Origin of the sequence: Ferrimonas sp. (assembly GCF_048263965.1) — a bacterium.
In the GTDB taxonomy this organism is placed as follows: domain Bacteria; phylum Pseudomonadota; class Gammaproteobacteria; order Enterobacterales; family Shewanellaceae; genus Ferrimonas.
Genome location: NZ_JBLXDO010000010.1, coordinates 119082 through 142447, shown reverse-complemented (window position 1 = coordinate 142447; position 23366 = coordinate 119082). Strand labels below are relative to the sequence as shown.

The 23366-nt window shown below is 59.4% G+C and carries 22 protein-coding genes; 8 read left to right on the top strand and 14 right to left on the bottom strand.

Translation table 11 applies throughout. The features are described from left to right. Positions 1–83: 83 nt before the first annotated feature. The 7 genes from ACN0RV_RS11180 to ACN0RV_RS11150 all read right to left on the bottom strand — a co-directional run bounded on the left by ACN0RV_RS11180 (position 84) and on the right by ACN0RV_RS11150 (position 10185). Positions 84–2909 (bottom strand): EAL domain-containing protein, encoded by a 2826-nt coding sequence (locus ACN0RV_RS11180; protein WP_417347677.1) that lies wholly within the window; start codon positions 2907–2909, stop codon positions 84–86. Between the two features lie 212 nt (positions 2910–3121). Continuing rightward, positions 3122–4450, bottom strand: coding sequence for a YfaP family protein (locus ACN0RV_RS11175; protein WP_417347676.1), 1329 nt, complete (start codon positions 4448–4450; stop codon positions 3122–3124). Positions 4451–4462: 12 nt separating this feature from the next. After that, entirely contained in the window at positions 4463–5299 is an 837-nt protein-coding gene (locus ACN0RV_RS11170) for a PKD domain-containing protein (protein ID WP_417347675.1), read from the bottom strand. A gap of 191 nt (positions 5300–5490) precedes the next feature. Then, positions 5491–6003, bottom strand: coding sequence for a phage regulatory CII family protein (locus ACN0RV_RS11165; protein WP_417347674.1), 513 nt, complete (start codon positions 6001–6003; stop codon positions 5491–5493). Positions 6004–6198: 195 nt separating this feature from the next. Then, positions 6199–7242 (bottom strand): ribosome small subunit-dependent GTPase A, encoded by a 1044-nt coding sequence (rsgA, locus tag ACN0RV_RS11160; protein WP_417347673.1) that lies wholly within the window; start codon positions 7240–7242, stop codon positions 6199–6201. Positions 7243–7516: 274 nt separating this feature from the next. Continuing rightward, a complete protein-coding gene (locus tag ACN0RV_RS11155) occupies positions 7517–8848 on the bottom strand; it encodes an anti-phage deoxyguanosine triphosphatase (protein WP_417347672.1) in 1332 nt (443 codons plus the stop codon). 65 nt (positions 8849–8913) lie between these two features. Further along, positions 8914–10185 (bottom strand): DUF2325 domain-containing protein, encoded by a 1272-nt coding sequence (locus tag ACN0RV_RS11150; RefSeq protein WP_417347671.1) that lies wholly within the window; start codon positions 10183–10185, stop codon positions 8914–8916. 164 nt (positions 10186–10349) lie between these two features. On the opposite strand from ACN0RV_RS11150, the gene ACN0RV_RS11145 reads away from it, so the two are divergent. Continuing rightward, a complete protein-coding gene (locus ACN0RV_RS11145) occupies positions 10350–11204 on the top strand; it encodes a cobalamin-binding protein (protein WP_417347670.1) in 855 nt (284 codons plus the stop codon). 418 nt (positions 11205–11622) lie between these two features. On the opposite strand, the gene yfbR is transcribed toward ACN0RV_RS11145, so the two are convergent. Then, on the bottom strand, positions 11623–12216 hold the full coding sequence (gene yfbR / locus ACN0RV_RS11140; RefSeq protein WP_417347669.1) for a 5'-deoxynucleotidase: 594 nt from the start codon (positions 12214–12216) through the stop codon (positions 11623–11625). Positions 12217–12342: 126 nt separating this feature from the next. Continuing rightward, complete coding sequence (locus tag ACN0RV_RS11135) at positions 12343–13557, bottom strand: pyridoxal phosphate-dependent aminotransferase (RefSeq protein WP_417347668.1); 1215 nt, start codon at positions 13555–13557, stop codon at positions 12343–12345. 295 nt (positions 13558–13852) lie between these two features. Here ACN0RV_RS11135 and ACN0RV_RS11130 point away from each other — a divergent pair, with 295 nt between their 5' ends. The 3 genes from ACN0RV_RS11130 to ACN0RV_RS11120 all read left to right on the top strand — a co-directional run bounded on the left by ACN0RV_RS11130 (position 13853) and on the right by ACN0RV_RS11120 (position 16957). After that, on the top strand, positions 13853–14332 hold the full coding sequence (locus ACN0RV_RS11130) for a DUF4442 domain-containing protein (RefSeq protein WP_417347667.1): 480 nt from the start codon (positions 13853–13855) through the stop codon (positions 14330–14332). A 115-nt stretch (positions 14333–14447) separates the two neighbouring features. Then, positions 14448–14969, top strand: a complete 522-nt coding sequence (locus ACN0RV_RS11125; RefSeq protein WP_417347666.1) for a hypothetical protein — start codon at positions 14448–14450, stop codon at positions 14967–14969. A gap of 50 nt (positions 14970–15019) precedes the next feature. Then, entirely contained in the window at positions 15020–16957 is a 1938-nt protein-coding gene (locus tag ACN0RV_RS11120; protein ID WP_417347665.1) for a hypothetical protein, read from the top strand. Between the two features lie 69 nt (positions 16958–17026). Here ACN0RV_RS11120 and fldA read toward each other — a convergent pair whose 3' ends face one another. From fldA to ACN0RV_RS11100, 4 genes are all read right to left on the bottom strand, one after another. Beyond that, complete coding sequence (gene fldA / locus ACN0RV_RS11115) at positions 17027–17548, bottom strand: flavodoxin FldA (RefSeq protein WP_286339709.1); 522 nt, start codon at positions 17546–17548, stop codon at positions 17027–17029. Between the two features lie 37 nt (positions 17549–17585). Then, positions 17586–17876, bottom strand: a complete 291-nt coding sequence (gene ybfE, locus ACN0RV_RS11110) for a LexA regulated protein (RefSeq protein WP_028108904.1) — start codon at positions 17874–17876, stop codon at positions 17586–17588. 13 nt (positions 17877–17889) lie between these two features. Next, complete coding sequence (locus ACN0RV_RS11105; RefSeq protein ID WP_028108905.1) at positions 17890–18111, bottom strand: DUF2788 domain-containing protein; 222 nt, start codon at positions 18109–18111, stop codon at positions 17890–17892. 99 nt (positions 18112–18210) lie between these two features. Then, complete coding sequence (locus ACN0RV_RS11100; protein ID WP_417347664.1) at positions 18211–18987, bottom strand: alpha/beta fold hydrolase; 777 nt, start codon at positions 18985–18987, stop codon at positions 18211–18213. A 381-nt stretch (positions 18988–19368) separates the two neighbouring features. On the opposite strand from ACN0RV_RS11100, the gene seqA reads away from it, so the two are divergent. The 4 genes from seqA (at position 19369) to ACN0RV_RS11080 (ending at position 22823) form a co-directional block, all read left to right on the top strand. Further along, positions 19369–19932: a replication initiation negative regulator SeqA gene (gene seqA / locus ACN0RV_RS11095; protein WP_417347663.1), complete on the top strand. Its 564-nt coding sequence runs from the start codon at positions 19369–19371 to the stop codon at positions 19930–19932. 52 nt (positions 19933–19984) lie between these two features. Next, on the top strand, positions 19985–21628 hold the full coding sequence (gene pgm, locus ACN0RV_RS11090) for a phosphoglucomutase (alpha-D-glucose-1,6-bisphosphate-dependent) (RefSeq protein WP_417347662.1): 1644 nt from the start codon (positions 19985–19987) through the stop codon (positions 21626–21628). Between the two features lie 267 nt (positions 21629–21895). Further along, on the top strand, positions 21896–22303 hold the full coding sequence (locus tag ACN0RV_RS11085) for a hypothetical protein (protein ID WP_417347661.1): 408 nt from the start codon (positions 21896–21898) through the stop codon (positions 22301–22303). A 10-nt stretch (positions 22304–22313) separates the two neighbouring features. After that, positions 22314–22823, top strand: coding sequence for a GNAT family N-acetyltransferase (locus ACN0RV_RS11080; RefSeq protein ID WP_417347660.1), 510 nt, complete (start codon positions 22314–22316; stop codon positions 22821–22823). Positions 22824–22863: 40 nt separating this feature from the next. On the opposite strand, the gene msrA is transcribed toward ACN0RV_RS11080, so the two are convergent. Beyond that, on the bottom strand, positions 22864–23346 hold the full coding sequence (gene msrA, locus ACN0RV_RS11075) for a peptide-methionine (S)-S-oxide reductase MsrA (RefSeq protein WP_417347659.1): 483 nt from the start codon (positions 23344–23346) through the stop codon (positions 22864–22866). Positions 23347–23366 lie beyond the last annotated feature (20 nt).

Here is a 23366-nt window from a genome sequence, read left to right as displayed (position 1 = left end):
TTTGTTTGGCGACTACACAATAACCTTTCCAGCCGTTTTCGTATCTAGTTCCCGCTAATGTGCGAAGAACCTTTTTTATGGGCTCATCTCACCATGCTGCTCAGTTGGCTCAGCAGTATCTCCTTGGTGTTGGCCAGATTCTGCAGGGCAATGTCGAGGCGGGCGTTCTGCCCCTTGTGTCTGGCGTCATGCACCTGGCTGGCGTAGCGCTGCAGCTCGGCGTAGAGGTGCTCCAGGGTCTGGTAGTCGGCGTGCCCGGCGTAGAGCTGTTTGGCCTCCCCGAGCAGCCACTGGCCAAAGCGGCAGTCGTGGCCGCCCAGCGCCGGTGGGTGGGGCCGCCTTCCCTCCAGGTACCATTGCAGCTCGTTGTGCCAGGAGCGGATCTCCACCATGGAGATGACGATGGCGAGCCGGGTGGGATCCAGGGAGCGGGTGCTCAGCCAGCTGGCCGGGGGGGTCCAGCTGGCCTGCCAATCGGGGATCTCTGTTCCCGGCATGGGCTGGGCAATGAAGAAGCCCTGGGCGTGTTCGCAGCCCAGCCACAACAGCAACTTGCCATGCTCTTCCGAGGCTACCCCCTCGGCGATCACCTGTTGGCGGAACGCCAGGGACATGGCTAGTATGCTCTGGACAATGGCCAGGTCCACCGGGTCCTGCATGATGTCGCGAATGAAGCTGCGGTCCACCTTCAGTTGGGTGGCGGGCAACTGCTTGAGGTAGGAGAGGGTGGAGTAGCCGGTACCAAAATCGTCCAGGGCGAAGCGGATCCCCATCTGCTGACAGGATTGCATCACCTTGGAGACCTCATCAATCTTGCGGATGGCGTTGGTCTCGAGAATCTCAAACTCTATGGAGTCTGTGGTCACCGATTTGTGGCGCGCCTTGATGGTCTCGATCAGCTTAATGAAGTCCGGCGACTGCAGTTGCCGGGCGCCGATGTTGATGCTGATGGGGGTGGAGAACCCTTGTTGTTGCCAGCTCTCCAGCTGGTTCATCGCCTCGTTGATCACCCATTCGCCAATCTGGGCGTAGACCGAGTGTTCGTGCACCAGGGGCAGGAAGTGGTTGGGTTCCAGCAGGCCGCGCTCGGGGTGCTGCCAGCGTAGCAGGGCTTCTACTCCTAGCAGGTTGCCCCGGGCCATGTTCACCTTGGGCTGGTAGTGCAAAATGAACTCGCCGCGCTTGAGGGCCTGGGCAATGCGCTCTACCGCCTTGTGGTGTTTGCCCAGGTTATCCGCGTGTTCGTGGTCGTAGAAGCTGTAGCGATTCTTGCCGGCCAGCTTGCTGAGGTACATCGCCTGGTCCGACTGACGCAGCAACTGCTCTACCGTGGTTTCTGCCCGCTGAGGGTAGAGGGTGACCCCGATGCTGGTGGACACGCTCAGGGAGTGGGAGTCGACCTGGATCGGGGTGGCTGCGGCGATCAGCAGACGGTCGAGCAGGGCCTTGCCCTCATCCTGGGGGGGAAAGTCATTGAGGATGGCCACAAACTCATCGCCGCCGAGACGGGCTATGGTGTCCTCCTCACGGATGGCGGTCAGCAGATTGGACGCCACCTGCACCAACACCTGGTCGCCCACGTCGTGGCCGTGCTCATCGTTGATCTGTTTAAAACCGTCCAGGTCCATAAACACCACGGCAAACTGGGTGGAGTGACGCTGGGCGTAGGCCAGGGCCTGTTGCAACCGGTCCAGCAGCAGGGCCCGGTTGGGCAGTTTGGTGAGGTTGTCGTAGTGGGCGATGCGCTCCAGCTCAAGCTGCTGCTCCTTGAACTTGGTGATGTTGCGACACACCCCGATCCAGCGCTGCGGCATGCCTGTGCTGTCGATGATCGGCAGGGCGCGGTCACTCCAGTATTGGTAGCTGCCATCTTTGGCACGGATGCGGTATTCGTAGTTCAGCTCCTGAGTGGAGATCCGGTGCAGCTCCACTGCGTCACTGAGCGTCTGGCGATCCTCTTCATGAATCAGGGCCAGCCAGGCGTCGATGTCTTCGGAGATCTCCCCGGGGTCAAAGCCGAGAAAGCCGTCGATGTTGCCGAACCATTGCAGCTTGTCTGTGGCCACATCCCACTCGTAGATCAGGTCGTAGGCCACCTGGCCGGCCACCTGCAGCCGAGCCTCGCTGTCTTTGAGCGCCTGCTGATGCTGCTTGCGCTCGGTGATGTCCATGGTCAGGCCGCGCATCAGAACTGCTTTCCCCTGTGGGTCCCGCTCTGCATCGCCGATGGTGTGCATCCAGCGCACAGCCCCATCGGGCAGCAGCAGTCGATACTCCAGGTTGTGCTCTTTGCCGTCCTCGACACAGGCCCTGAGGCTCTCCTCCCAGGCGGGCCGATCTTCCGGGTGGATGGAGGCGGTGACGCTGTCCAGCCTGCCGTTGAAGCTGCCCTTTTCCATGCCCCAGATCTGTTCCATCTTCTCAGACCAGAACACCTCCTTGGTGGAGAGGTTGATCTCCCACGAGCCGGTGTTGGTGACCTTCAGAGTCTGGCGGTAATGGGCTTCTTTTCTCTGCAGATCATCGCGAATGCGATGCAGCTCGGTGATGTCCTGAATCACCACGGCAAAGTACTTGGGGGTGCCGTTTGGGCTTCGCACCAGGGAGGCGGTCAGGGAGACCCAGACGATGTCGCCGGATTTCTGGATGTAGCGCTTGTCCATGGTGTAGGACTGGCTGTCGCCGGCCAGGGCCTGTTGCTGAAGCTGGAGGTTGATCTCGAGGTCGTCAGGGTGGGTAACGTCGCTGAAGGTGAGGCGCAGCAGCTCCTGCTCGGAGTAGCCGAGTATCTGGCACATCTTTTCGTTGACCTCAAGCCACATGCCATCTGGCGCGATGCGAGCGATGCCCACCGCTGCCTGATGGAATATGGCCTGATAACGTTGGTCTGCGTCCGTTGTTCTGGTCATCTCTCAGCTTTGGTCACAGTGGATTATTGTGCTCGGATTGGGGCGGTTATTGGTGGCGATCAGGCGATCTGGAGCAACTTGGTAATAACTATAGTTTTGGCTGGCGGGATTTGCCCTTTACCCCGGCTTGAATCGGCCCGGTGGTGTCGGTGTTTGTGAGGGGAAAAGCAGGAGAGGCCGCAGCCTCTCTTGGTTGTGGGGGAGCGGCGGGCCTACTCTACCGAATAGAGGGCGTTACCCTGACCGTCGTCGCTGACCGTCAGTGAGAAGATGTTCTTCGGGGTGGTGTTTCCGGCGCTGCCTTTGTCCTCGGTCAGTGAAATCTGGCGGGGACCAAAAGTGGTGCCGTTGCCCAGGTAGAGGGTGACGCTGGCGGTCTCCGGCCCGTTGCCATTGAAGTAGTTCACGCCCACCCTGTAGGTGCCTTCGCTGATGTCGTTGCAGGCCACATAGTAGTTTTCCGGGCCAAAGCCGTTGGTGTCGTCCACGTCCAGGGTGCCGTCGTTGCCCTGGGGGTTGCGATAGTACACATGGGCGCCGCCGGGCTCGAACACGTGCAGGTCCACGTCGGGCTGGTCGCCCCAGGTGAGGGTGGCGCGTATCGCTCCCTCACCGGCGATCAGCTCGGGATACTTGAGCGTGTTGGCCAGTTGGATGATGCCTGAATCGATGCGTTCACGGGAGTTCAGCCGACCGTCCAGATAGCTTTCCAGAAAGCCATGGTTGAGGAAGTCCCTAGGGTCATGGAGCAGGCCTGGGTCGTTATCGATGTTGGCCGGCAATACGGTCTCACTGACCCGCAACAGCTGAATGACCCTGTCATCGTCGGCAGTGACATAGTCGGCCCCGTTGACGGTTTCTGCCGCTGGTGAGGCCACCCCGAAGTAGCCGATGCTCTCTTTGTACTCCGGCAGCATCTCAATCACCCTGGCCAGCGAGGAGTTGGTGAACAGATTGCCCTGGCTGTGGGCCACCACCAGTACCCGCTTGCCGTTGAGCAGGGCATCGGCGTAGAGGCCACTGTGCAGATCATTGACCTGGTTCAGGTCCTTCATGGCGTCGGCGGAGATCTGTGCCATGGTATCGGCCAGATCATCGAGCAGTTCATCGGTGAGGGCGGCAGCCAGCAGGTAGCCGTCGGTCACGGCGATGGCCACGGTCTGACGGATGGCGTCGTTGGTCAGGCCCGCCTGCAACATGTCGTATACCATGTAGGCTATGCTACCATCCGGGTCCTCCTGCATTTTTTGCTGAAACACCTGAATCACGTCCGTGGTAAACCCCTGGCTGAGGTTGTAGGCCGGGAAAAACTGATAGGAGGCGTTTTCCTCCACCCCTTCCAGTGGCCCCTTATAGATACTGCGCAGAGTGTCGCTGGCGATCAGGGCGTCGGCGTACCTGGTGTTGATGCCGTTGGCAAAGTAGACCTGGGTCTGACGGCTACCCTGATCCTGAAAGGTGCAGCCACTGAGGCTGGCCTCGGCGGCAGGGGCCAGGGTGAGGGCGCTGACGATCCCCAGTGCAATGGTGCTGTGCTTCATCTTCATGTCTCCTTACTCCTGAGGCAGCTGGCAGTCGAGGTCGGCGGGGTCATAGCTGTTGCCCACAGTGCCGCTGCGGGAGCGGTCGAAGGCGTCGTAGGCCTGCTGGCGCTCGCGGGTGTTGAGCATCAGAGCCCGGATGACGGCGGCCTTTTTACTGGCGTCCATGCCGTACTCGCCCACGAAACAGGCGCTCATCTTGGCCAGCTCGTTGGCGGCCAGGGTCTGTTTGACGTCGTCCTCTTCGGTGCCAGAGGCGATCACCTCGGCGTACTTGGCCGCGCCCATGCGGGCCAGTTCCCGCTCAGGTTGGGACAGGGGATAGAGTTCGAGAATCTTGATCTCCACGTCATCGCGAACGCCGTCACTGTCGGCGTCGACGCCGGTGACCGCCTCATCCGGGTTGTCTGGCATCGGCGGCAACTGATCTCTGTCCAGCTCCTCCAGGGTGAGGATGAGGGCGAAGGTATCGTCGGCGCCCTGGTCATCCAACACGGTGATGGCCACTTCGATTTCGGCATCCTCGGCCAGTTCACCCACCTTGAGAGTGGCGGTCTCGCCGCTGGGCAGCAGTGAGATCTGGCCGTCGTCGTAGCCGTTCAGGTTCAATTGCCACTGATAACTGACGATGCCGCCGTCGCTGTCGCTGGAGGCCTCGGCGCTCAGCAGTACGCTGGTGCGCTCCGGCACCGATGCCGGACCATCCAGTTGTGCCACAGGCAGCAGATTGACTTGTGGCTGAGGCTCGGGATTGTTGTCGGAGTCGGAGCCGCCACAGGCGGAGAGCAGCCCCACCAGGCTCAGGGCGAGCAGATGGCGTCGCGTGATGAAATGGGGGATAGAGTGCATATGGCTTCCTTGTGTCGATTCAACGGGGGCAAGGCCCTAAGTTCTTGTTTCGTTGGGGTTGAATCTAAGGAAGTGGCCGCAGACCATCTACGAGAAAAGCGGGCGCTTTTCTCGGTGAACCTGGATGTGGCGGTGCTAAGGGGGAGGGCGGTCACCCCAGGGCTGAGGTGATCCTGGAGCGTGTTGAGGAACTAGTCGAGGCGCTTGCCGCAGACGCTGTCCAGGGCTTGGCGCAACTGGCTCAGGGCCTGAATGTGCTCGGACAGTTCCACCTTGATGCCGTTGAGCTCGTTTTCGGAGATCTTGTAGTCGCTGAGGGCCGAGGTGAGGGCCACCTGCACATCGCCGTGCTCCTTGTTGAGCCCCATCCAGTCTTCCATGAAGGACTTGTAGTCGTGCTCCCGTTCTCCGCCGCTCTTGAGGTACTCCAGTCGCATGCCATAGAGGGAGAGCAGGTCATCGAGTACCGGCGCGTGCTGGTTCTCCTCCTTAAGCGCCATCAGGACCAGGATGAACTCATCCACATTGAGTTTGTGAGCCTCCCTGTCCGGATTGATCTTGTTGTGGAAGGTGCTCTTTTTGATGCTGTGGCCACGGTTTTGCTGGAAGACGTCGTCGACTTTGGCGTAGAGGCGGTCGATGCCCATCAGCTTGCTCTGGGCATGGAGGGTCTTGTGAAACTTGTAGATCTTGTCGTCACTCACCTTGGGCGTCCTGGTGGTTGAATGGGTCGGCTAGAGCAATTTACAGATATTTTTCAAAGTATTGAAGGGGCTGTTCTTCGATGGGGGAGGCGTGGGCTAGGCGGGGTGCGGGGTTAACACAGGTTCAGCTGATCCCATGGAAAGGAAAAGCCAGGCGTATTGCCTGGCTTTTTTATGCCTGTATCGAGCGAATGATCAGTAGCCCTTCTTCATTCGCCGGGAGGCGGTGCCGACGGATTTCACCATCTTGCCAAACTCCTTGTCCTGGGCGCGAAGCTGCTGCAGGGAGGCGGCATTTCTGGCCTGTTCCGACTGCAACTTGAGGTAGTTGCCCAATCGCCTGGGCTCCAGTTGCCCCTGCTCTATGGCCTGCTGTACGGCGCAGCCCGGCTCACTGCCATGCTGACAATCACTGAAGCGGCACTGCTGGGCCAGGGCGTCGATGTCGGCGAAGGTGCGCCGCACCCCCTGCTCACACTCGGCCAACTGCAGCTCCCGCATCCCCGGAGTGTCGATGATCACCGCACCGCTCGGGAGTGGGTGCATGGATCGGGCGGTAGTGGTGTGCCTGCCCTTGCTGTCGTTTTCGCGGATGCCGCCGGTATGCTGCGCATCACTGCCCAGCAGGGTGTTGATCAGGGTGGACTTGCCTACTCCTGAGGAACCCAGCACCGACAGGGTCTGGCAGGGGCGACACCAGCTCAGCAGAGACTGGCAGCTGTCACTCTCAAGGGCGTTGACCGATTCCACCATCAGCAGTGGGTCCAGTTGCTGCACCTGGCGCCGCTTCTCTTCGGCATCGTCGCACAGGTCCGCCTTGGTCAGCACCACCACAGGGTCGACGCCCGCTTCGTGGGCCAGGGCCAGGTAGCGCTCAATCCGGCTCAGGTTGAAGTCCTGATTGAGGGAGCAGACCACCAACAGGGTGTCGATGTTGGCGGCGATCAGTTGCTGCCCCAGCTTGCTGCCGGGGGCCTTACGGCTGAACAGGGATTTTCGCTCCAGCAGGCGCACAAACTGGCCCTGGTCATCCAGCAGCAGCCAGTCCCCCGGGGTCATCTGTGGCAGGGAGGGGTTGAGGGCCAGGGTATGCTTGCCCCGCTCACTCAGCAGCTGATACTCGCTGCGATGATGGGCGACGACGCGGGCGGGATAAGTCGATTCGAACTCGTCCAGGCTCAGTTGTTGTTGGAAGCTGGGTTGCCACCCCAGTTGTGATAGAGAAAGCTGTGTATTCATTGGGTTTCCCTAGGCATACAGAGTCGGCTCTGTGTGCACAAAACAGAGAAGTGTTGGAAACCTGTGTGGTCGTGGTCGACCGGTTCCCGGTTACAGAGCACCGGGCAAAGGAGGGGAAGCGGAGACGGGGTCTGTTGGGTCTCTACTTGGTGGCCTTTACCGGGTGGGTGGCTGGCACAATCATCAAAATCTCCTGTTTCTGTATCTATGACTTGGCCCGAAGTATACCAGTTTTTAGGCTGGCAGCCAGCGGGCCTTATTGGTAAAAAACGGCTTAGAACGGCGAGTGCAGCTCCGCCAGATTACCCATCTTGGGGGTAAACAGGTTCTGGTGCAGGCGGGCGGCAAATTCGTCGGTCATGCCGGAGATGTAGTCGGCGATCACCCGGTGGCCGCTTTGGCCCGCTTCCCGGGCGGCCTGCCAGCGCTTCTGGGTGGACTTGGGCAGCAGCCGCAGTGGGTCGGAGGCGAAGGCTTCGAACAACTCCATCACCACCTGTTGCCCCTTGTACTCCAGGATCTGCACTTCGGGCTTGCGGATGACGCACTCGAAGACGAAGCGCTTGAGCTGGTTGAGGCAGGTATCGAACCCCGGTTCCATCACCGCGTGGTAGGCCAGCAGCGGTGAGTCAAACTCCCCCTGTTTGTCGATGCGGATGTGGGTGACGAAGGCGTTGACCAGGGTGCCGATGGCGTCCTTGCGCTGATGATGCTCGTCGGAAAACAGCTTCTCGCCGATGGCATCGATGCGCGTGGCCAGGTAGTTGTCGCCGATGGCGCCTATGGGCTCGGCCACCTTCTGACGCCAGCTGGCGTAGGAGACGATCCCCATGACGATGGCATCCTCCAGATCGTGCACCGAGTAGGCGATGTCGTCGGCCATCTCCATGATGGAGGCATCCAGTGAACGGTAGAGGGAGCGTGGCCGGCCGCTGGGGCCTGGTCTGGTCTGGGTGAGCAGGGTTTTATCCCGGTCGCTCAGGGGCGCTAGCACCCAGTTGAGAATTTCGGCGTCATCATCGAAGATCCCTTTACCCGGGGCCCACTCATCGGCCTTGAGCTGGCGAAAGTTGCCGCTGTGAGCCTCCTCCGGATGCCCCCCCAGGCTGGAGAGCAGCACAGGGTACTTGAGTACGCCCAGCAGGGTGCGCCGGGTCAGGTTCATCCCGAAGGATTCGGTGTAGGGCTCCAGCCGGGCCAGGATGCGGAAGGTCTGGCCATTGCCCTCGAAGCCGCCGTGATCGCGCATCATGTAGTTGAGTGCCACCTCGCCGCCGTGACCGTAGGGCGGGTGTCCCAGGTCGTGGGCCAGGCACAGGGATTCAATCAGGTGGTCACTGCCAATCACCTCGGCGTGCTGCGGATGAGCGCGGCGCAGCTGGGCGGCGATGCCGGTGCCGATTTGGGCCGCTTCCAGGGAGTGGGTCAGCCGGGTGCGGTAGAAGTCGTTCATCCCTACACCCAGCACCTGGGTCTTGGCCTGCAACCGGCGAAAGGCGGCGGAGTGCATGATGCGGGCTTTGTCCCGCTGCAGGGGGGAGCGTTGATCGTCCTGGCGCTGTTTGGACTCTTCGAACCGGCGCGCCATCGAGTCTGAATACTGCATATCGGGCTCCCTCTGGGTTGTCTTCCTTTAGTGTTGACTAACTCCCTATTCGAATCAATGGCTTGTTATGACGCGTCCTGGGCGCTGAAGGCGATGCAGCCGCTGTCGTTGGCCACGTCGGAGAGGGCCTTAGCGATGGTGGACAGGCTGGAGGAGGGCACAAACAGGTGTCGTTTCCCCTGCTGTTTACAGAACTTTTTCAGTCGGTAATAGGCATCGTGGCTGATGCAGTCGGTGGCACAGATCACCGCATCGGCGCTCCACAGCAGGGCGTCCAGACGTTTGCGGCTGTCTTCGACGCCACCGTCGTGATGGCTGAATTCGCCCTGGCAGCGCTCCACCAGCCCCTTGTACTGATCCACCATGCGGTGCAGACCGCCCACCACCAGGATCTTCTGGCCCTTGAGGTCGGGCACCTTGGTGCAGTCGGTGCAACCACCCTTCTCGGGGCCACAGCCTCCGCAGGGTGAGAGACTCTGGCTGACCATCCCCTCCAGGGCGATGGTCTCCTCCTGTTTGAGGGTTAGCTGCTGAGTCAGGGTGATCACCTGGGCTTCGGTCTGCTCCAGCTTCTGCTGCCAGGCTTCCTTCTGGCGAGCCAGGGCCTGGGCGGACGCCTGGGCACTGGTCAGTTCACTCTTGAGCTGAATCACCTGCTCCAGGTTATCTCCCGGCTTGGTTGTGGCCTGTTGCAGCTGTTGCTGAAGCTTCTGGTTTTCCGCCTTGAGCAGGGTGATCTCCCGCTGCTGGTTGATCATCTGCTTCTCTTTGTTGGCCAGGCTCTGGGCCGCCTTCTGCTGGCTGCGCTCCAGGTTGCGCTTGAGATCGGCGACCTCCTTCTCCAGGGCGTGCAATCGCTTGAGATCCGCCCGTTCACCGGCCCCCACCTGGTGGGAGAGCATATGGATGGTCTCGTAGGCCATGTCCTGGGTGGGGATGTCGCACAGAGAGTGAGTCAGCAGGGCCCACAGGGCTTCGGCGGCGGCACCCCGGTCGATGTGCTCCTTCCACGCCTGCTTGAGCTCTTCCCGCTCTTTTATCTGACCGAAGCGCTTGGTGGCGGCGGAGAACTTGCGATCCAGGTGCTTCTGCACCGCCATGGAGAGACGATTCTTGTCATCACAGTTGGAGACCGCCCAGGTGTGCAGCCAGTAGTCGCTGTTGCGAGCGGCTTGCTTGTCGGCCACTTTCTCCACCAGCTTGCGGATCTCGGCGGTGGTCAGGCAGGTGCCGATCACCGGGCACAGCAGCTTGGAGTTGAGCTCCCACAGCTTGCGCTTGCCCTTGAAGGTGGTGATGACGGTGGACCCGACTGGGGTGGCGTGTTGCTCACACATTGAGAACTCCTGTGATTCAACCCGATATGTTTCAGTAGTGATTCAAGTCTAGCGGCGGGACAAATGATGTCAATGAGAATTATTATCATTTGGCTCGTTAGCCAAGGCCTGAGGCCTTTGCTAGAGTAGCCGCCAGTGTATCAAGCTTATTGTTGGACGGAACCATGCTGTGTCGCCTTTTTGCCCTTTCACTGGTGTTTTTGACTGTGCCAGCCCTGGCAAAGCTGCCCACCATCGCGGCTTTGACGCCCCATTCGGTGGAGCTGCTGTTCGAGGTGGGGGCCGGTGAGCAGATTGTGGCCACGGTGGAGTACGCCGATTATCCCGACGCCGCCCGTTCCATCCGCCGGGTGGGACGTCATAACCAGATGGACTTTGAAGCCCTGATGGCCCTCAAGCCGGATCTGGTGGTGCTTGGGGTTAGCGACACCTCCATGCACTTTGTGACCCGCTTAAGGGAGTTGGGGTTCAATGTGGTTGATACCAGTGTCGCCCAAGTGGCGGAAATTGCGCCATTGCTGGCCCGTTTGGGTGAGCTTACCGGTCACAAGGAGCAGGGGGCCAGAGCGGCAGCCCGATTTTCCGCTGAGTACGACAGGCTGAAGTCGGCTTACCAGGGGCGTACGCCGGTGTCTGTGTTCTATCAGCTGTGGTCTGAGCCTTTGATGACCGCATCCAGCAGCTGGATGGATGGCCTGATCAGCGATTGTGGTGGGGTGAACCTGTTTGCCGACAGTCTGGCTGAGTATCCCCAGGTGAGCATTGAGCAGGTGGTGGCCGCCGCCCCGCAAGGGATCATCGTACCCACCAACCACGGGTTGGGGGACAACAGCATTGAGCGTTGGCAGAGCTGGCCGGAGATCCCGGCGGTGGCCAATGGCCAGATTCTGTCGGTCAACAGCGACTGGTTGCATCGTACCGGCCCGCGCATCGTCAAAGGGATGGCCCAGCTGTGTGAAGCCATAGAGCAGGTGCGCGGTTCACAGAAAAAAGACCCCGCGGGAGCGGGGCCAAATTAAGGCTGGGTCAAACTGGATCAGGCACAGGTGCGCATAAGGTGGGTGTTTCCGCTGATCCGCCGGAAACCGGTCGTGACCGGGGCAGAGACCGGTAGCTGACCGTTGTTTTGGGTGTGGTTTCGATAGGCTCTCCTCCTTGATTGCCAATGAATGCGGTGGCCCTGAGCACAGGGGAGAGCGTCGGGTGCCGGCCCAGGGGGAATCTGCCCCTTTCAGGCACCCATTCGCGCAGTCAGAGAGGGTGCCCTCCCCTGTGAATCAGAATAATGACCGCATGGGTAGTGAAAGTATAAGAGAGATATCCGGTTTGGCAGGGGGGATTCTAGAACGTTTGGCTATATGCTTAATGGTTGATTCTTAAGGGAAAAGGCGTCAAAAGAATGACGCCGACAAGATTTCGTCACCTCTCCGTTGATGCCTACTCTTCGCTGGAGGTGATCAGGTGGTCTACCGAGCAGTCACTGTCCTCCCCAAACCACTGATGCAGGGTGGTTAATTCCGGGTAGTTGTTGCACACCTCCTCCACCGCGTCCTCCATCCGAGCCAGGGCATCGCCAAACTCCACCGAGTTGCCGAAGGCCACCTCCAGCCGACACTTGAGGTAGGCGGAGTAGATGTCACAGGCTTTGACCAACTCCTGCTCAATACCACCCGGATTAAACGCTTCCTCGATGGCTTCATGGAGCTCGGGCGGAGTGGTGTTGAGGATCTTCTGCTCTGCGGTGCGCTCCAGGGCCTTGAACTCGTTGTAGAGGGTGTCTGAGGAGCGCTTCACCGGGGTGACCACGTCGCCGGTGATGGTCTCGGAGATGTCGTGGAGCAGGGCGTGGGACAGCATCTTGGACAGATCCAGGTCGCGGCCATTCTGCTGGGCAATTTTGCCTACCAGGAAACTGAGGATGCCGACAATGGCGGAGTGCTCCAGCACAGATTCCGGCTGCATGGAGTACATCAGGCTCCAGCGCTTCAGCAGGCGTTGGCGCAGGGCCAGGTTCAAAAACTTATAACTCATGGACACTTCCTGTGGAGATTCATCGACTGAGCATAACAAAGGGGAGGGGGACTGAAAACGCGCTCGCTGACTAAGGGGGCAAACAAAAAGCGCCCGGACAGGGCGCTTAGGATCAATCTGCGTGAGTTACTGGCGGTAGCGGCCGAGGAACTGCTCAAACTTATCCAGGGCCTTCTCCAGATCCTCGATGTGGGGCAGGAACACAAACCTCAGGTGATCCGGCTCCGGCCAGTTGAAGGCGGTGCCCTGGACCAGCAGGATCTTCTCCTGCATCAACAGGTCCAGCACCAGCTTCTCATCGTCCATCAGGTTGAACTTCTTCACATCCAGCCTGGGGAAGGCGTACATGGCGCCCTTGGGCATCTTGCAGGAGACTCCGTCGATGGCGTTCAGCCGGTCCACGGTCAGCTGGCGTTGTTCATAGAGGCGGCCTCCGGGAATGATCAGCTCATTGATGCTCTGATACCCCCCCAGGGCGGTCTGGATGGCGTGCTGCACCGGAACGTTGGCACACAGGCGCATGGAGGCCAGCATCTCCAATCCCTCGATGTAACTCTTGGCACGGCCTCTGTCCCCGGAGAGGACCATCCAGCCGGCGCGGAAGCCGGCAGCCCGATACACCTTGGAGAGACCGTTCATGGTGATGATGAACAGGTCGTCGGCCAGGGTGCAGGTGGGGATGTGCTCGGCACAGTCGTAGAGGATCTTGTCGTAGATCTCGTCGGAGAACACCACCAGGTTGTGCTCACGGGCGATCTCCAGCATCCCCAGCAGGATCTCCTTGCTGTAGACGGCCCCGGTTGGGTTGTTGGGGTTGATCAGCACCATGGCCCGGGTCCGCGGGGTGATCTTGGCGCGGACATCGTCTAGATCCGGGAACCAGTCTGCCTCCTCGTCACAGCGGTAGTGGCGGGCGTTGCCCCCGGCCAGGTGCACCGCCGCGGTCCACAGGGGATAGTCGGGGGCGGGGACGAGCACTTCATCGCCGTTATTCAACAGACCCTGCATCGCCATTACGATGAGCTCGGACACACCGTTGCCGATGTAGACGTCGTCCACATCCACGTCTTGGATCCCCATCTGCTGGAAGTAGTGCACCACCGCCTTACGGGCAGAAAACAGCCCCTTGGCATCGCAGTAGCCCTGACTCTCCGGCAGGTTATGGATGACGTCGCGGACGATCTCCTCCGGGGCTTCGAAGCCAAAGGGGGCCGGGTTGCCGATATTGAGTTTGAGGACCCGGTGACCCTCCTCCTCCAAGCGCTTCGCTTCCCGTGCTACCGGACCTCGAATGTCGTAGCAGACGGTACTGAGCTTGTCGGATTTTAGGATGGGATGCATACCACGGAACCTCTGGGTGGGGGGTGAAAAACAGTGCCTGGAGGCTCACCATAGCGAAATATGCTGGTGGTGAAAAGCCTTGGATTTATTGGTTTGGCGGCGTCAAACGGCTTTGGGAATGAGGTGTGCAGTCAAATGCACTGGTGTTGTGGTTGGGGTGAGGCAGGAGAGTGAGGTGAGCGCCTTTCAAGCCTCATTTATCTGCTGATTTCAATTATTGATTCTACAGATGACTTTTTGTTCATCCTGGGCTATAACACCTGCTTAACAACAGGTCATACCAGTATGGAGGCTCATGGCTATCCCCTTTTCCGCGGCCGCATTTCGCCGCCTGATCAATCTTTGGCCGCCCTTTCTGTTCAGCAGCATCAAGCTGGAACATCTGGAGCCGGACTACAGCTACTGCCGGGTGGCGCTGAAGGAGCGCCCCTGGAACCGCAACATCAATCGCAGTCACTTTGGTGGCAGCCTGTTTTCCATGACCGATCCCATCTATGCATTGCTGCTGATGGGAAAGCTGGGTCGGGGCTACCGGGTGTGGGACAAGGCCGCGTCCATCGATTTCATCAAGCCGGGTAAGGGCAAGCTGATAGCGGAGTTTCGCGTCAGTGAAGAGCAGCTGGCCAAGATTCGGGAGGCCACCGAGTGTGGTTCCAAGCATCACCCGGAGTTTGTGGTGGAGGTGATCGACGCCCGGGGGGAGGTGGTGTGTCGTTTGCACCGCACTCTCTATGTGCGCAAGGTGTACGCCAACAAGCAGGATCAAGCTGCCTGATGCCGGCGGTGTTCGGGCCCTTCGGTGTCAGCCGGAAGGCCCTTTAGATCACTTCCTGATTGCCCCCATTTGATCACCCAGACAGGCATGCGTTAGTCTAGGCAGCCTCATCTCCATGTTATTGGGTTTTAAGCTGTTTTCCTTTCTAACCAGATGGTTTTCCTCCACGGCGCCAACGCCCGATTCGTCCCCTGAGGCCACCCAGTCCGTTGATGACCCGTTTCTGCAGGACAGGCTCTACTCCCCCGGCGAGCAAGCCGGTGAGCCGATCCAATGGTTGGCGCCACAGGAAGATGCCCCGTTCAGTGATGACGATCCCTTCGCCAATACCACCTGTAATGTGTCGATGATGGAGCATGACAGCCTGGGCTCTTCTGCGATCAACCCCGTCACCGGACTGCCCATGTGCGGCAGTCTGGATGTGGCCGGCAACCCCTTTGGTTGCGACAGCAGCATTGGGATGGACCCCATCGGCAGCGTAGACGCTGGGATCGGCGACAGTTTCGGCTCTGACATCGGCTGCAGCTTCGACAGTGGCATTAGCGACAGTTTCGGCTCTGACATCGGCTGCAGTTTCGACAGTGGCATCAGCGACAGCTTTGATTGCGGCATCGGTTCCAGTTTTGATGACTGGTAACCCGACCTTGTCAGACAACACCTTATACAAGTAACAACCAAGGACCATTCGTGGGAAGCATTGAAATTGCCGTCACTCAATCCAAACGGATTGAAGCGGAACTCACAGAGCAGTTCGGCGCCGAGGGGCGGGGCCTGCATGAAAAGGTCAGCAGCGTCGAGCATCAGTTGCCCAAGCTGCTTATCAGGCAGATTCGCTGGATAGCCACCTTGAGAAACAAGGCGGTACACGAGCCTGGCTTTAGCCTGAACGATCCCGATGAGTTTGTTCGCCGGGCGGATCACGTGATGGCCCAGTTGAAGGCGCTGCAGGAGCAAGCCGCTGCCAAGGCTGCCGAGCCCCAAGCCCATAAAGTCCCCGCTGCTGACAGCAGTGCCGCCTGGCAAGCATCGGGACAGGTGTCTCTGCCCAAAGCGTTGAATTGGGTCCTCGGATTAGGGCTGTGCCTGTTGCTGCTGAAAGTGGGTGTCAGCCTGTATGAGGGTAAGCTTCACTCTGAAGTACAAAGGGAGAGAGCGGAGCGTCGCCAGCGCCCTGCGGCCGAGGTGACTCAGGTGGCAGCGGAGCCCAAACAGTCTCAAGGGCAGAGCTCACCGACGTCATCGAAGCCGGTTGTGACGGTGAAGCCCAAGAGCAGCTCCGAATCAGCCTCGACCTCTTCTGCCGAGTCCAATGGCGGCACCACCATCAAGGTGGCCACGGCGGGGCTGGCCAGCAAGGTTCAGCAGGCTCAGGATGGCCTGAGCCAGGGCAAGGCACAGCTCAGCGAGCAGTTGCTGCTGGGGATGATGAACAACCTGACGGTGACCGTCGGCGAGATCAGCGCCGCCGCCGATGACGGGGGCAAGGTGTCGCTGCTGTTGCCCCTGAGTTGGCAGGTGGAGCAGTCCCCGTTGCTCAAGGTAATCAATGAGCACTTTCGCGATTACAAAGGGCGCGCCATTACCGGGGGCAGGGTGGCGCTGGACAAAGGCCGCGATAAGCTCAGTGACGGCATAGTGATTGAGAGGCTCTGGAATCAGGGGGAGTACCAACACCAAGCGCATAGCGAGGTGCTGTTCCGCTGGCTGGTGACCCACCAGTTGAGGCTGGAAGCCCGTTTTGCGGGTCAGAGCGCCTCTTTGGTGCTGGTGTCAGGGCGTGATTGCCATGTGGGCTGTCGAGGCCGGGGTGATGACCAGTTTCAACTGCTGACGGCTCACCGGGGCAAGGGCGAGCCTCTGATGTTGTACCGTGAGCAGAACCCGCTGAGGATTACCGGGCTCACTGCCAGGAGTTTTGACAAGGGGGCGGCGCTGTCACTGGCTCTGGTTCTTGTGGAGGGCGAGAGGGAGGTGGCTCGCCGCGACCTCAGTACCCTGTTGCCTGACAGCCAGTTTGCCGGGATGGCCCAAGACGCCACTAAGCAGTGGCAGCAGATGCAGCAGCAGTTGCAGCAGAATGTCATTGACGCCGTCCTGCAGCAGGCCGGGCTCCAGGTGGGTGAGCTTCGGGTTGAGCCTGCCGACGCCGGCCACTCCAACCTCTATATTCCTCTGCATTGGCAGCTGCCTGAACACAGGATTGTGGCCGAGCTGAACCGCCACTTTCATGATTATCGGCGCCGTCCGCTGAGTTCCGGCGCCATTGAGATAAACGGCCGTTTCGGTCCCAAGTTGCCGGGCATCGAGGTGGTCCAGTTTGCCAACAAGCTGAACAACCAGAAGCACCCGCTGTCTGAACGGGCTTATCAGTTTCTGCTGGACAACCCCATTGGGGTACGCGCCAGAATTGGCAAGCAGGAGGGTCGGCTCTACCTGACCTCCGGCCTGGACTGCCATGTGAGTTGTCGTGCTGGCGGGAAGGATCGCTATCGTATCCTGTTTTCCGATAAGCAGAGCGGCAAGCAGTATGGCGACAGGCGCGCCAATGAGCTGCTGATTGAAGGGGTACCCAATGCGCAGCTCAGCAAGCTGGACGGACTGACCCTGACCATAGAGCGGCTTTAGGCCTTTGGTTCCTGTTGGAGCAATAAAAAACGGACCCAGTTGGGTCCGTTTTTTTAAAGCTTTTAAGGCTTAAGCCAGCTCGGCCAGGCACATCTCTTCGAAGATCTGCTTCACCCAGGCGTCAACACGGGCTTCGGTCAGCTCGGGCTGACGGTCTTCGTCGATGCCCAGGCCGATAAAGGTGTTGTCGTCCACCAGGGCCTTGGAGGCTTCGAACTCGTAGCCTTCAGTAGAGGTGTGACCAACGATGATGCCGCCACGGTCACGAACGATGTCGCCCACCATGCCCATGGCATCCAGGAAGTACTCGGCGTAGTCTTCCTGATCGCCGCAGCCGAAGATGGCTACCAGCTTGTCGTTGAAGTCGATCTGCTCCAGCTCGGGGAAGAAATCATCCCAGTCGCACTGGGCTTCACCGTAGTACCAGGTGGGGATGCCGAACAGCAGTAGGCTGAACTCATCAATCTCTTCCTTGGTGCTCTTGGCGATGTCTTTAACGTCGCACATTCCGCCCAGCTTCTTCTGGATCATCTTGGCCACGGCTTCGGTGTTGCCGGTGTCACTGCCAAAAAACAGACCTACACTTGCCATTTATCTACCTATCTTTTTCACTGACTTAGGCCAGGAGTTAATCCTGGGCCTTACCAACTTGTTGAAACTGTTCGAGTAGGATGGACTCAATCAGTTGACTGCGGCTGACGTTGTCGGTCATCGCCTGCTCATTCAACGCATTATAGAGTGCATCCGACACTTTTAGTTCAATACGTTTCAACCCCTGAGAACGGTCTCGCTGAATCTGATTTCGCTTGTTGACGCGCAGTTGCTCTTTACGAGGCAAGGGGTTGGTTTTGGGTCTGCCGCGTCGCCTTTCGGTGGCGAACAGATCCATGGTGGTTCTATCGGTCTTTTCTACTGCCATGCAAAGTCGCTGCTCAACCTACTCCGCTCCCTTCCCACACCAGCTGAATAATGCCTTTGGCGATGAAGCCGGCACAGCCGAGAAAGAGAACCAACCAGACGATGTAGCGACCAAACGCAGGTACATCGCCTCGATTTAATACGTCCCGGATCGACATTCCTATCAGGAAAAACACTGCTGCAAAAAAGAGGTTCAATCCTACTGCTTCGAGCTGTGCTACATCACTGACTAACATCTATTTACCATCCTGGCGAAACCGGCGGGCTACTATAGCACAACCACATTGGCGTTAGAACGCCTTTCCTGTGTGGATTAGCACAGCAGCCAACGCCCTCTAGTTCATGTGTGGCGCGAGGAAATCCGCCACATGACGGTTAAACTGCTCCGGCTTTTCTGCATGCAGCCAGTGGCCGGTGCCGGTAATCACCCGCGCCTTGGAGGCGGGGAAGCGGCGAACGATCTCTTCGCGATGCTCCGGCAACAGGTATTCCGACAGCTCACCTTTCAAAAACAGCACCGGGCCGGAGAAGGGCGGCAGCTCAGGCACAGGGCCGATGATCTCCGGGTAGTAGTGAACGATGGCGCTGATATCCAGCTGCCAGTCGTAACTGCCCTGTTTCTCCGGTTTCAGACTCTTCATCAGAAACGCGGTGGTGCCGGTTTCGATGCCTGCTTCCATAAAGGCTTGCTGAGCCATCTTCCGGGTCAGGCCGGGCTGATTCTCCAGCTGGGTCAGGGTGGCCAGAATGCTCTGGTGGCGGTTGGTGCGATAGCCATTGGGGGCGATGTCCGCCACCGCCAGGGCCAATACCCGCTGCGGATGGCTCTGGGCATAGGTCATGGCGACCTTGCCACCTAAGGAGTGGCCCACCAGAGCCCACTGCTCCAGCCCCAGTTGCTGGCGAAGGGACTCCAGTTCGCCGGCCATATCGGTCAGCACCATGGACTGGCCCTTTGGGGAGTCGCCGTGGTTGGGCAGATCCACCCGGATCACCCGCCAATGGCGCTCCAACAGGGCCTGGCCCAGGCGCCCCAGGTTGTCTGCGCTGCCGAATAAACCGTGGACCAATACCACCGCCGGCCCGCTGCCCTGGTCAATAAAATTCAACATGACATCCTGATTCCTAGGGTGTGTTGATCTTTGATGGTGAACTTTTGGCTGAGAATGACGGCAACCAATTAAGGCGTTCGATTGCAGGCATAGTTGCTCTACGTCAATATCGAACAACGCAGAGTGGTTGTCGTCAGGCCAGCCCCGTAGGGCGCTCCAATCCGCTTGGAGGCAACCCAGTTCAGGGCAAACTTCGATCTTATTGATGTCACAGAGGCCAGGTGCTGGCGCAAAAGTATTCAGTAAAGATCTACATGCCCTAAAGTTTGATGGCGCAAATTGTGCGGATGGCAACGGCAAAAAGCAATCGGTGGCTTGGTCTGATCTCCCCAGGTGTGTTTATAATGCGTGACGACTTGAACCCCGGCGATTGGAAAGCCCATGAAATACATCGAAATCGACGACGAACTTTACAGTCATATTGCCAGCAACACTCAGCGTATCGGCGAGAGTGCTTCTGACATCTTGCGCCGTCTTTTGGACCTGCCCGGTACCGCGGCAGAAGCCCCTAAGCCCAAGCATGTAAGCCAGCCCGGACTGGAGTCCGGTGAAGCCGTCGTTGAAGCGCCCAAGGCGCAGGTGGAAGTTCGTTCCCGAGTGGCCGAGGCCGGCCAGTTCAATGAACTGTTGGACGATGCCCTGCTGGAGAAGCAGAAGGGCGCCGTTGGTCGCTTCCTGTATCTGCTGGACGCCCTCTATCGTCAGCAGCCAGAAGCCTTTTCCTCCGTACTGGAGATTCGCGGTCGTGACCGCCTCTACTTTGCCACCAGCAAAGACGAGTTGCTCTCCGCCAGTAAGAGTGCCAACCCCAAGCAGATTGGCGACAGCCAGTACTGGGTGACCACCAACAACAACACCGGCAAGAAGCGCTCCCTGCTGAGCTCTGCTGCCGAGTCTCTGGGCTGCCCAGTGGACGTAGCCAAGGATATTGCGGCCCGAATCTGAGGCCGCTACCTTTACTACTCCGACGCACGGAAGCCACTTAGTAGGACAATTTATGGCAATCCATTCCCGGGCCGGCACTGTTGCCGGCCCGGCTGATGTTACCGACGTCAGCCATCTCATCAGCAGTTATTACACCCTAAAGCCCAACCCTAACCAGGGCGCCGAGCAGGTCAGCTTCGGGACCTCGGGTCATCGTGGCTGTGCCCTCAATCGCTCCTTTAACGAGCAGCATATCCTGGCCATTACCCAGGCGGTGGTGGACTACCGCAGTGAGCAGGGATTTACCGGTCCCCTCTACCTGGGTTTTGACACCCATGGCCTGAGCCAGCCCGCCTTTGCCTCTGTGCTGCAGGTGCTGGCCGCCAATGGCGTGACGGTTCGAGTTCAGCTGGAGCGTGGCTTTGTGGCCACCCCGGTGGTGTCCCACGCCATCCTGGACCATAACCGCCAGGGCGGTGAACTGGCCGACGGCCTGATTCTGACGCCCTCTCACAACCCGCCACAGGACGGGGGCATCAAGTACAACCCACCCCATGGTGGTCCGGCGGATACCGACGCCACCGGCTACATCGCCAATCGTGCCAATGCCTATCTGAGTGACGGCCTGCAGGGCGTGCGTCAGGTGACCCTGGATGTGGCCATGGCCACCGGCCTGGTGGAGCAGGTGGACATGATTGGCACCTATGTGGAGCACCTGGCCGAGGTGATCGATTTCGAGGCGATCCGCAAGGTGGGCCTGAAGATTGGTGTCGACCCCATGGGCGGCTCCGGCATCCACACCTGGCCTCGCATCGCCGAGCGTTATGGCCTGAATATTGATGTGGCCAATCCCGTGGTGGACCCGGCGTTTGCCTTCATGCCTCTGGATAAGGATGGCAAGATCCGCATGGATTGCTCCTCCCCTTATGCCATGGCCAACCTGCTGAAGATTAAAGACCAGTTCGACATCAGCATCGGCAATGATCCCGACTTCGACCGCCACGGCATCGTCTGTCGCGATGGTGGCCTGATGAATCCAAATCATTATCTGGCGGTGGCCATCGATTACCTGCTGGGTCATCGCCCCAACTGGCGCAGCGACCTGCCAGTGGGTAAGACCCTGGTGTCCAGTGCCATCATCGATAAGGTGGTGGCGGATCATGGCCGGGTGTTGAACGAAGTGCCTGTGGGCTTCAAATGGTTCGTCAGTGGCCTCCATGGCGGCGACCTGGCCTTTGGCGGCGAAGAGAGCGCCGGGGCCAGCTTCCTGGACAGGGCTGGAAACGCCTTCTCCACGGACAAGGATGGTTTCATCCTGGGCCTGCTGGCGGCGGAGATCCTGGCGGTAACCGGCGAGTCGCCTGCCGAGCACTACCGTCGCCTGGAGCAGAAGTTTGGTCAGGCGTTCTACAGCCGCATCGATGCCCCGGCCAACGATGAACAGAAGGCGCTGCTGAAGGCGATGGACCCCGAAATGGTCAAGTCCGACACCCTGGCTGGCGAGGCGATCACCGCGAAGCTGACCCAGGCCCCCGGCAACGGCGCGGCCATCGGCGGCCTCAAGGTGACCACGGAGAATGGCTGGTTTGCTGCTCGCCCTTCCGGCACCGAGGCGATCTACAAGATCTACGCCGAGAGCCTCAAGAGTGAAGCCCACCTGGCTGAGCTGATTGAGGATGCCAAGGCTTTGGTGGACAGTGTGTTCGCCGCCAAGTAAGGCACAGCGATGCAGAAAACGGCAGCCCTGGGCTGCCGTTTTTTTTTGGAGTAATGCCACAGCAGGTGGCCAGACGGCTTGCCAGAGGTGTCGTGATAAAGGCATGGTGAATGAGTGAGTTGTTGCCTGAGGATTAGGCAGAGCAGACAAGGACCAGTAATGTCAACGAATTCCATGAGCGGCCTGGAGGTGATGAGTGCCATCGCCACCCTGGAAGGCGCATCGATTTCCAAGTAGCCAGTTTTGAGGATGTAAAGGAGAAGGCCGATGACCGCACAGACTCCCGATTTTATCTATCTTGATGGTGAGTTTCATGTTCTCGATGATTGGCCGTTGCTGCCGGAGCTTGGGCAGGGCGTCGCGGCGCGTGCCGAAGCCGAGTGGGAGGCGGTGGACAGAGCCCTGCTGTCCTCCTGTTGCTGGCGTGAATACCTGGGTACCTGGACCATAGAATCGGGCCAGTTGTATCTGAAGGAGATCAGGGGGAAGTACCGGCTCACCGACGGCCCGGTGTTTGCCCATTGGTTCAGCGGGGAGTTGCTCCTACCCCAGGGGGAGCTGCTGGACTGCAAACCGGAACTGGATTTTAAGCTGATCTATGAACGGGCCCGGGTGCTGGAGATAGAGCAGGGCAGGGTAGTGGCAGATCGCATCGAAACCCCGGAGCAGAACTAAGGAGAAAGTCTTGACCGAATTGAGCCTCAGGCCACTGACGGCGGAGGATGAGCAGTGGCTTTATGAGCTGGAGCGCGACCCACAAGTGATGCGCTTTACCGACCGCGGCCCGCAGACACTGGCGCAGATCCAGCAGCAGATGCCAAGTTTGCTGGCGGGGTACGACGACCCCGAGGGATTGAAGCTGTGGGTGGTGGAACACCCCGTTCTCGGCAGCGTAGGTACCGCCGCCTTCTACCGGGGGGAGAGCGCCCACTACGAGGTGGGCTATAAGCTGGCCCGACGTTACTGGGGACAGGGACTGGGCAGTGCCTCAATGGCGGCGCTGATGCTCTGGGTGGCGGAGCACCACCCCGATGCGCCTCTGGTGGCGGAAGCCTTTGAGCAGAATGCCGCATCCGCGAGGATCCTGGAGAAATTTGGCTTTCAGTGCACCCGGCGCCACTTCAACGAGGCGAGGCAGTTGTGGGATCTTACCTTTGAGCGCCCCCCCATAGCGGTGCTTCCCCTGACCCTTTAGCGCTCAGGCCGGAAGCAGCGGCTTGGTCGAGAGGTCTGCCTCAGTACAGTGCGATGTGGCAGCTGGGCAGGTCGTGCTTGTCGAAGTAGCCCTGGTGGTACTCTTCGGCGCGGAAGAAGGTGGTTACCGGTTCGATGGCGGTGACTATGGTCTTCTCTTTCCAATATCCCTCTGCCTGTTGGTGTGCCTTGGAGGCCTCTGCGGTGTCACGCTGGGTGTCGTCGTGGAAGAACACCACACTGCGGTACTGGCTGCCATGATCCTCACCCTGCTGATTCACCGTGGTGGGGTTGTGGAACTGCCAGAAGGTATCCAGCAGTTGCTGATAGCTGATCCTGGATTCATCGAACTCCACCTGCACCACTTCGGCGTGGCCGGATTCTCCTGTTTTTACCTGCTCATAGCTGGGGTTGTCCTGCTGGCCGCCCATGTAGCCACACACCGCCGAAGTCACGCCATCGAGCTCCTTGAAGAACTGCTCTACACCCCAAAAACATCCTGCACCGAAGGTGGCAATGGCCATAACCTGACTCCTTAATCTGG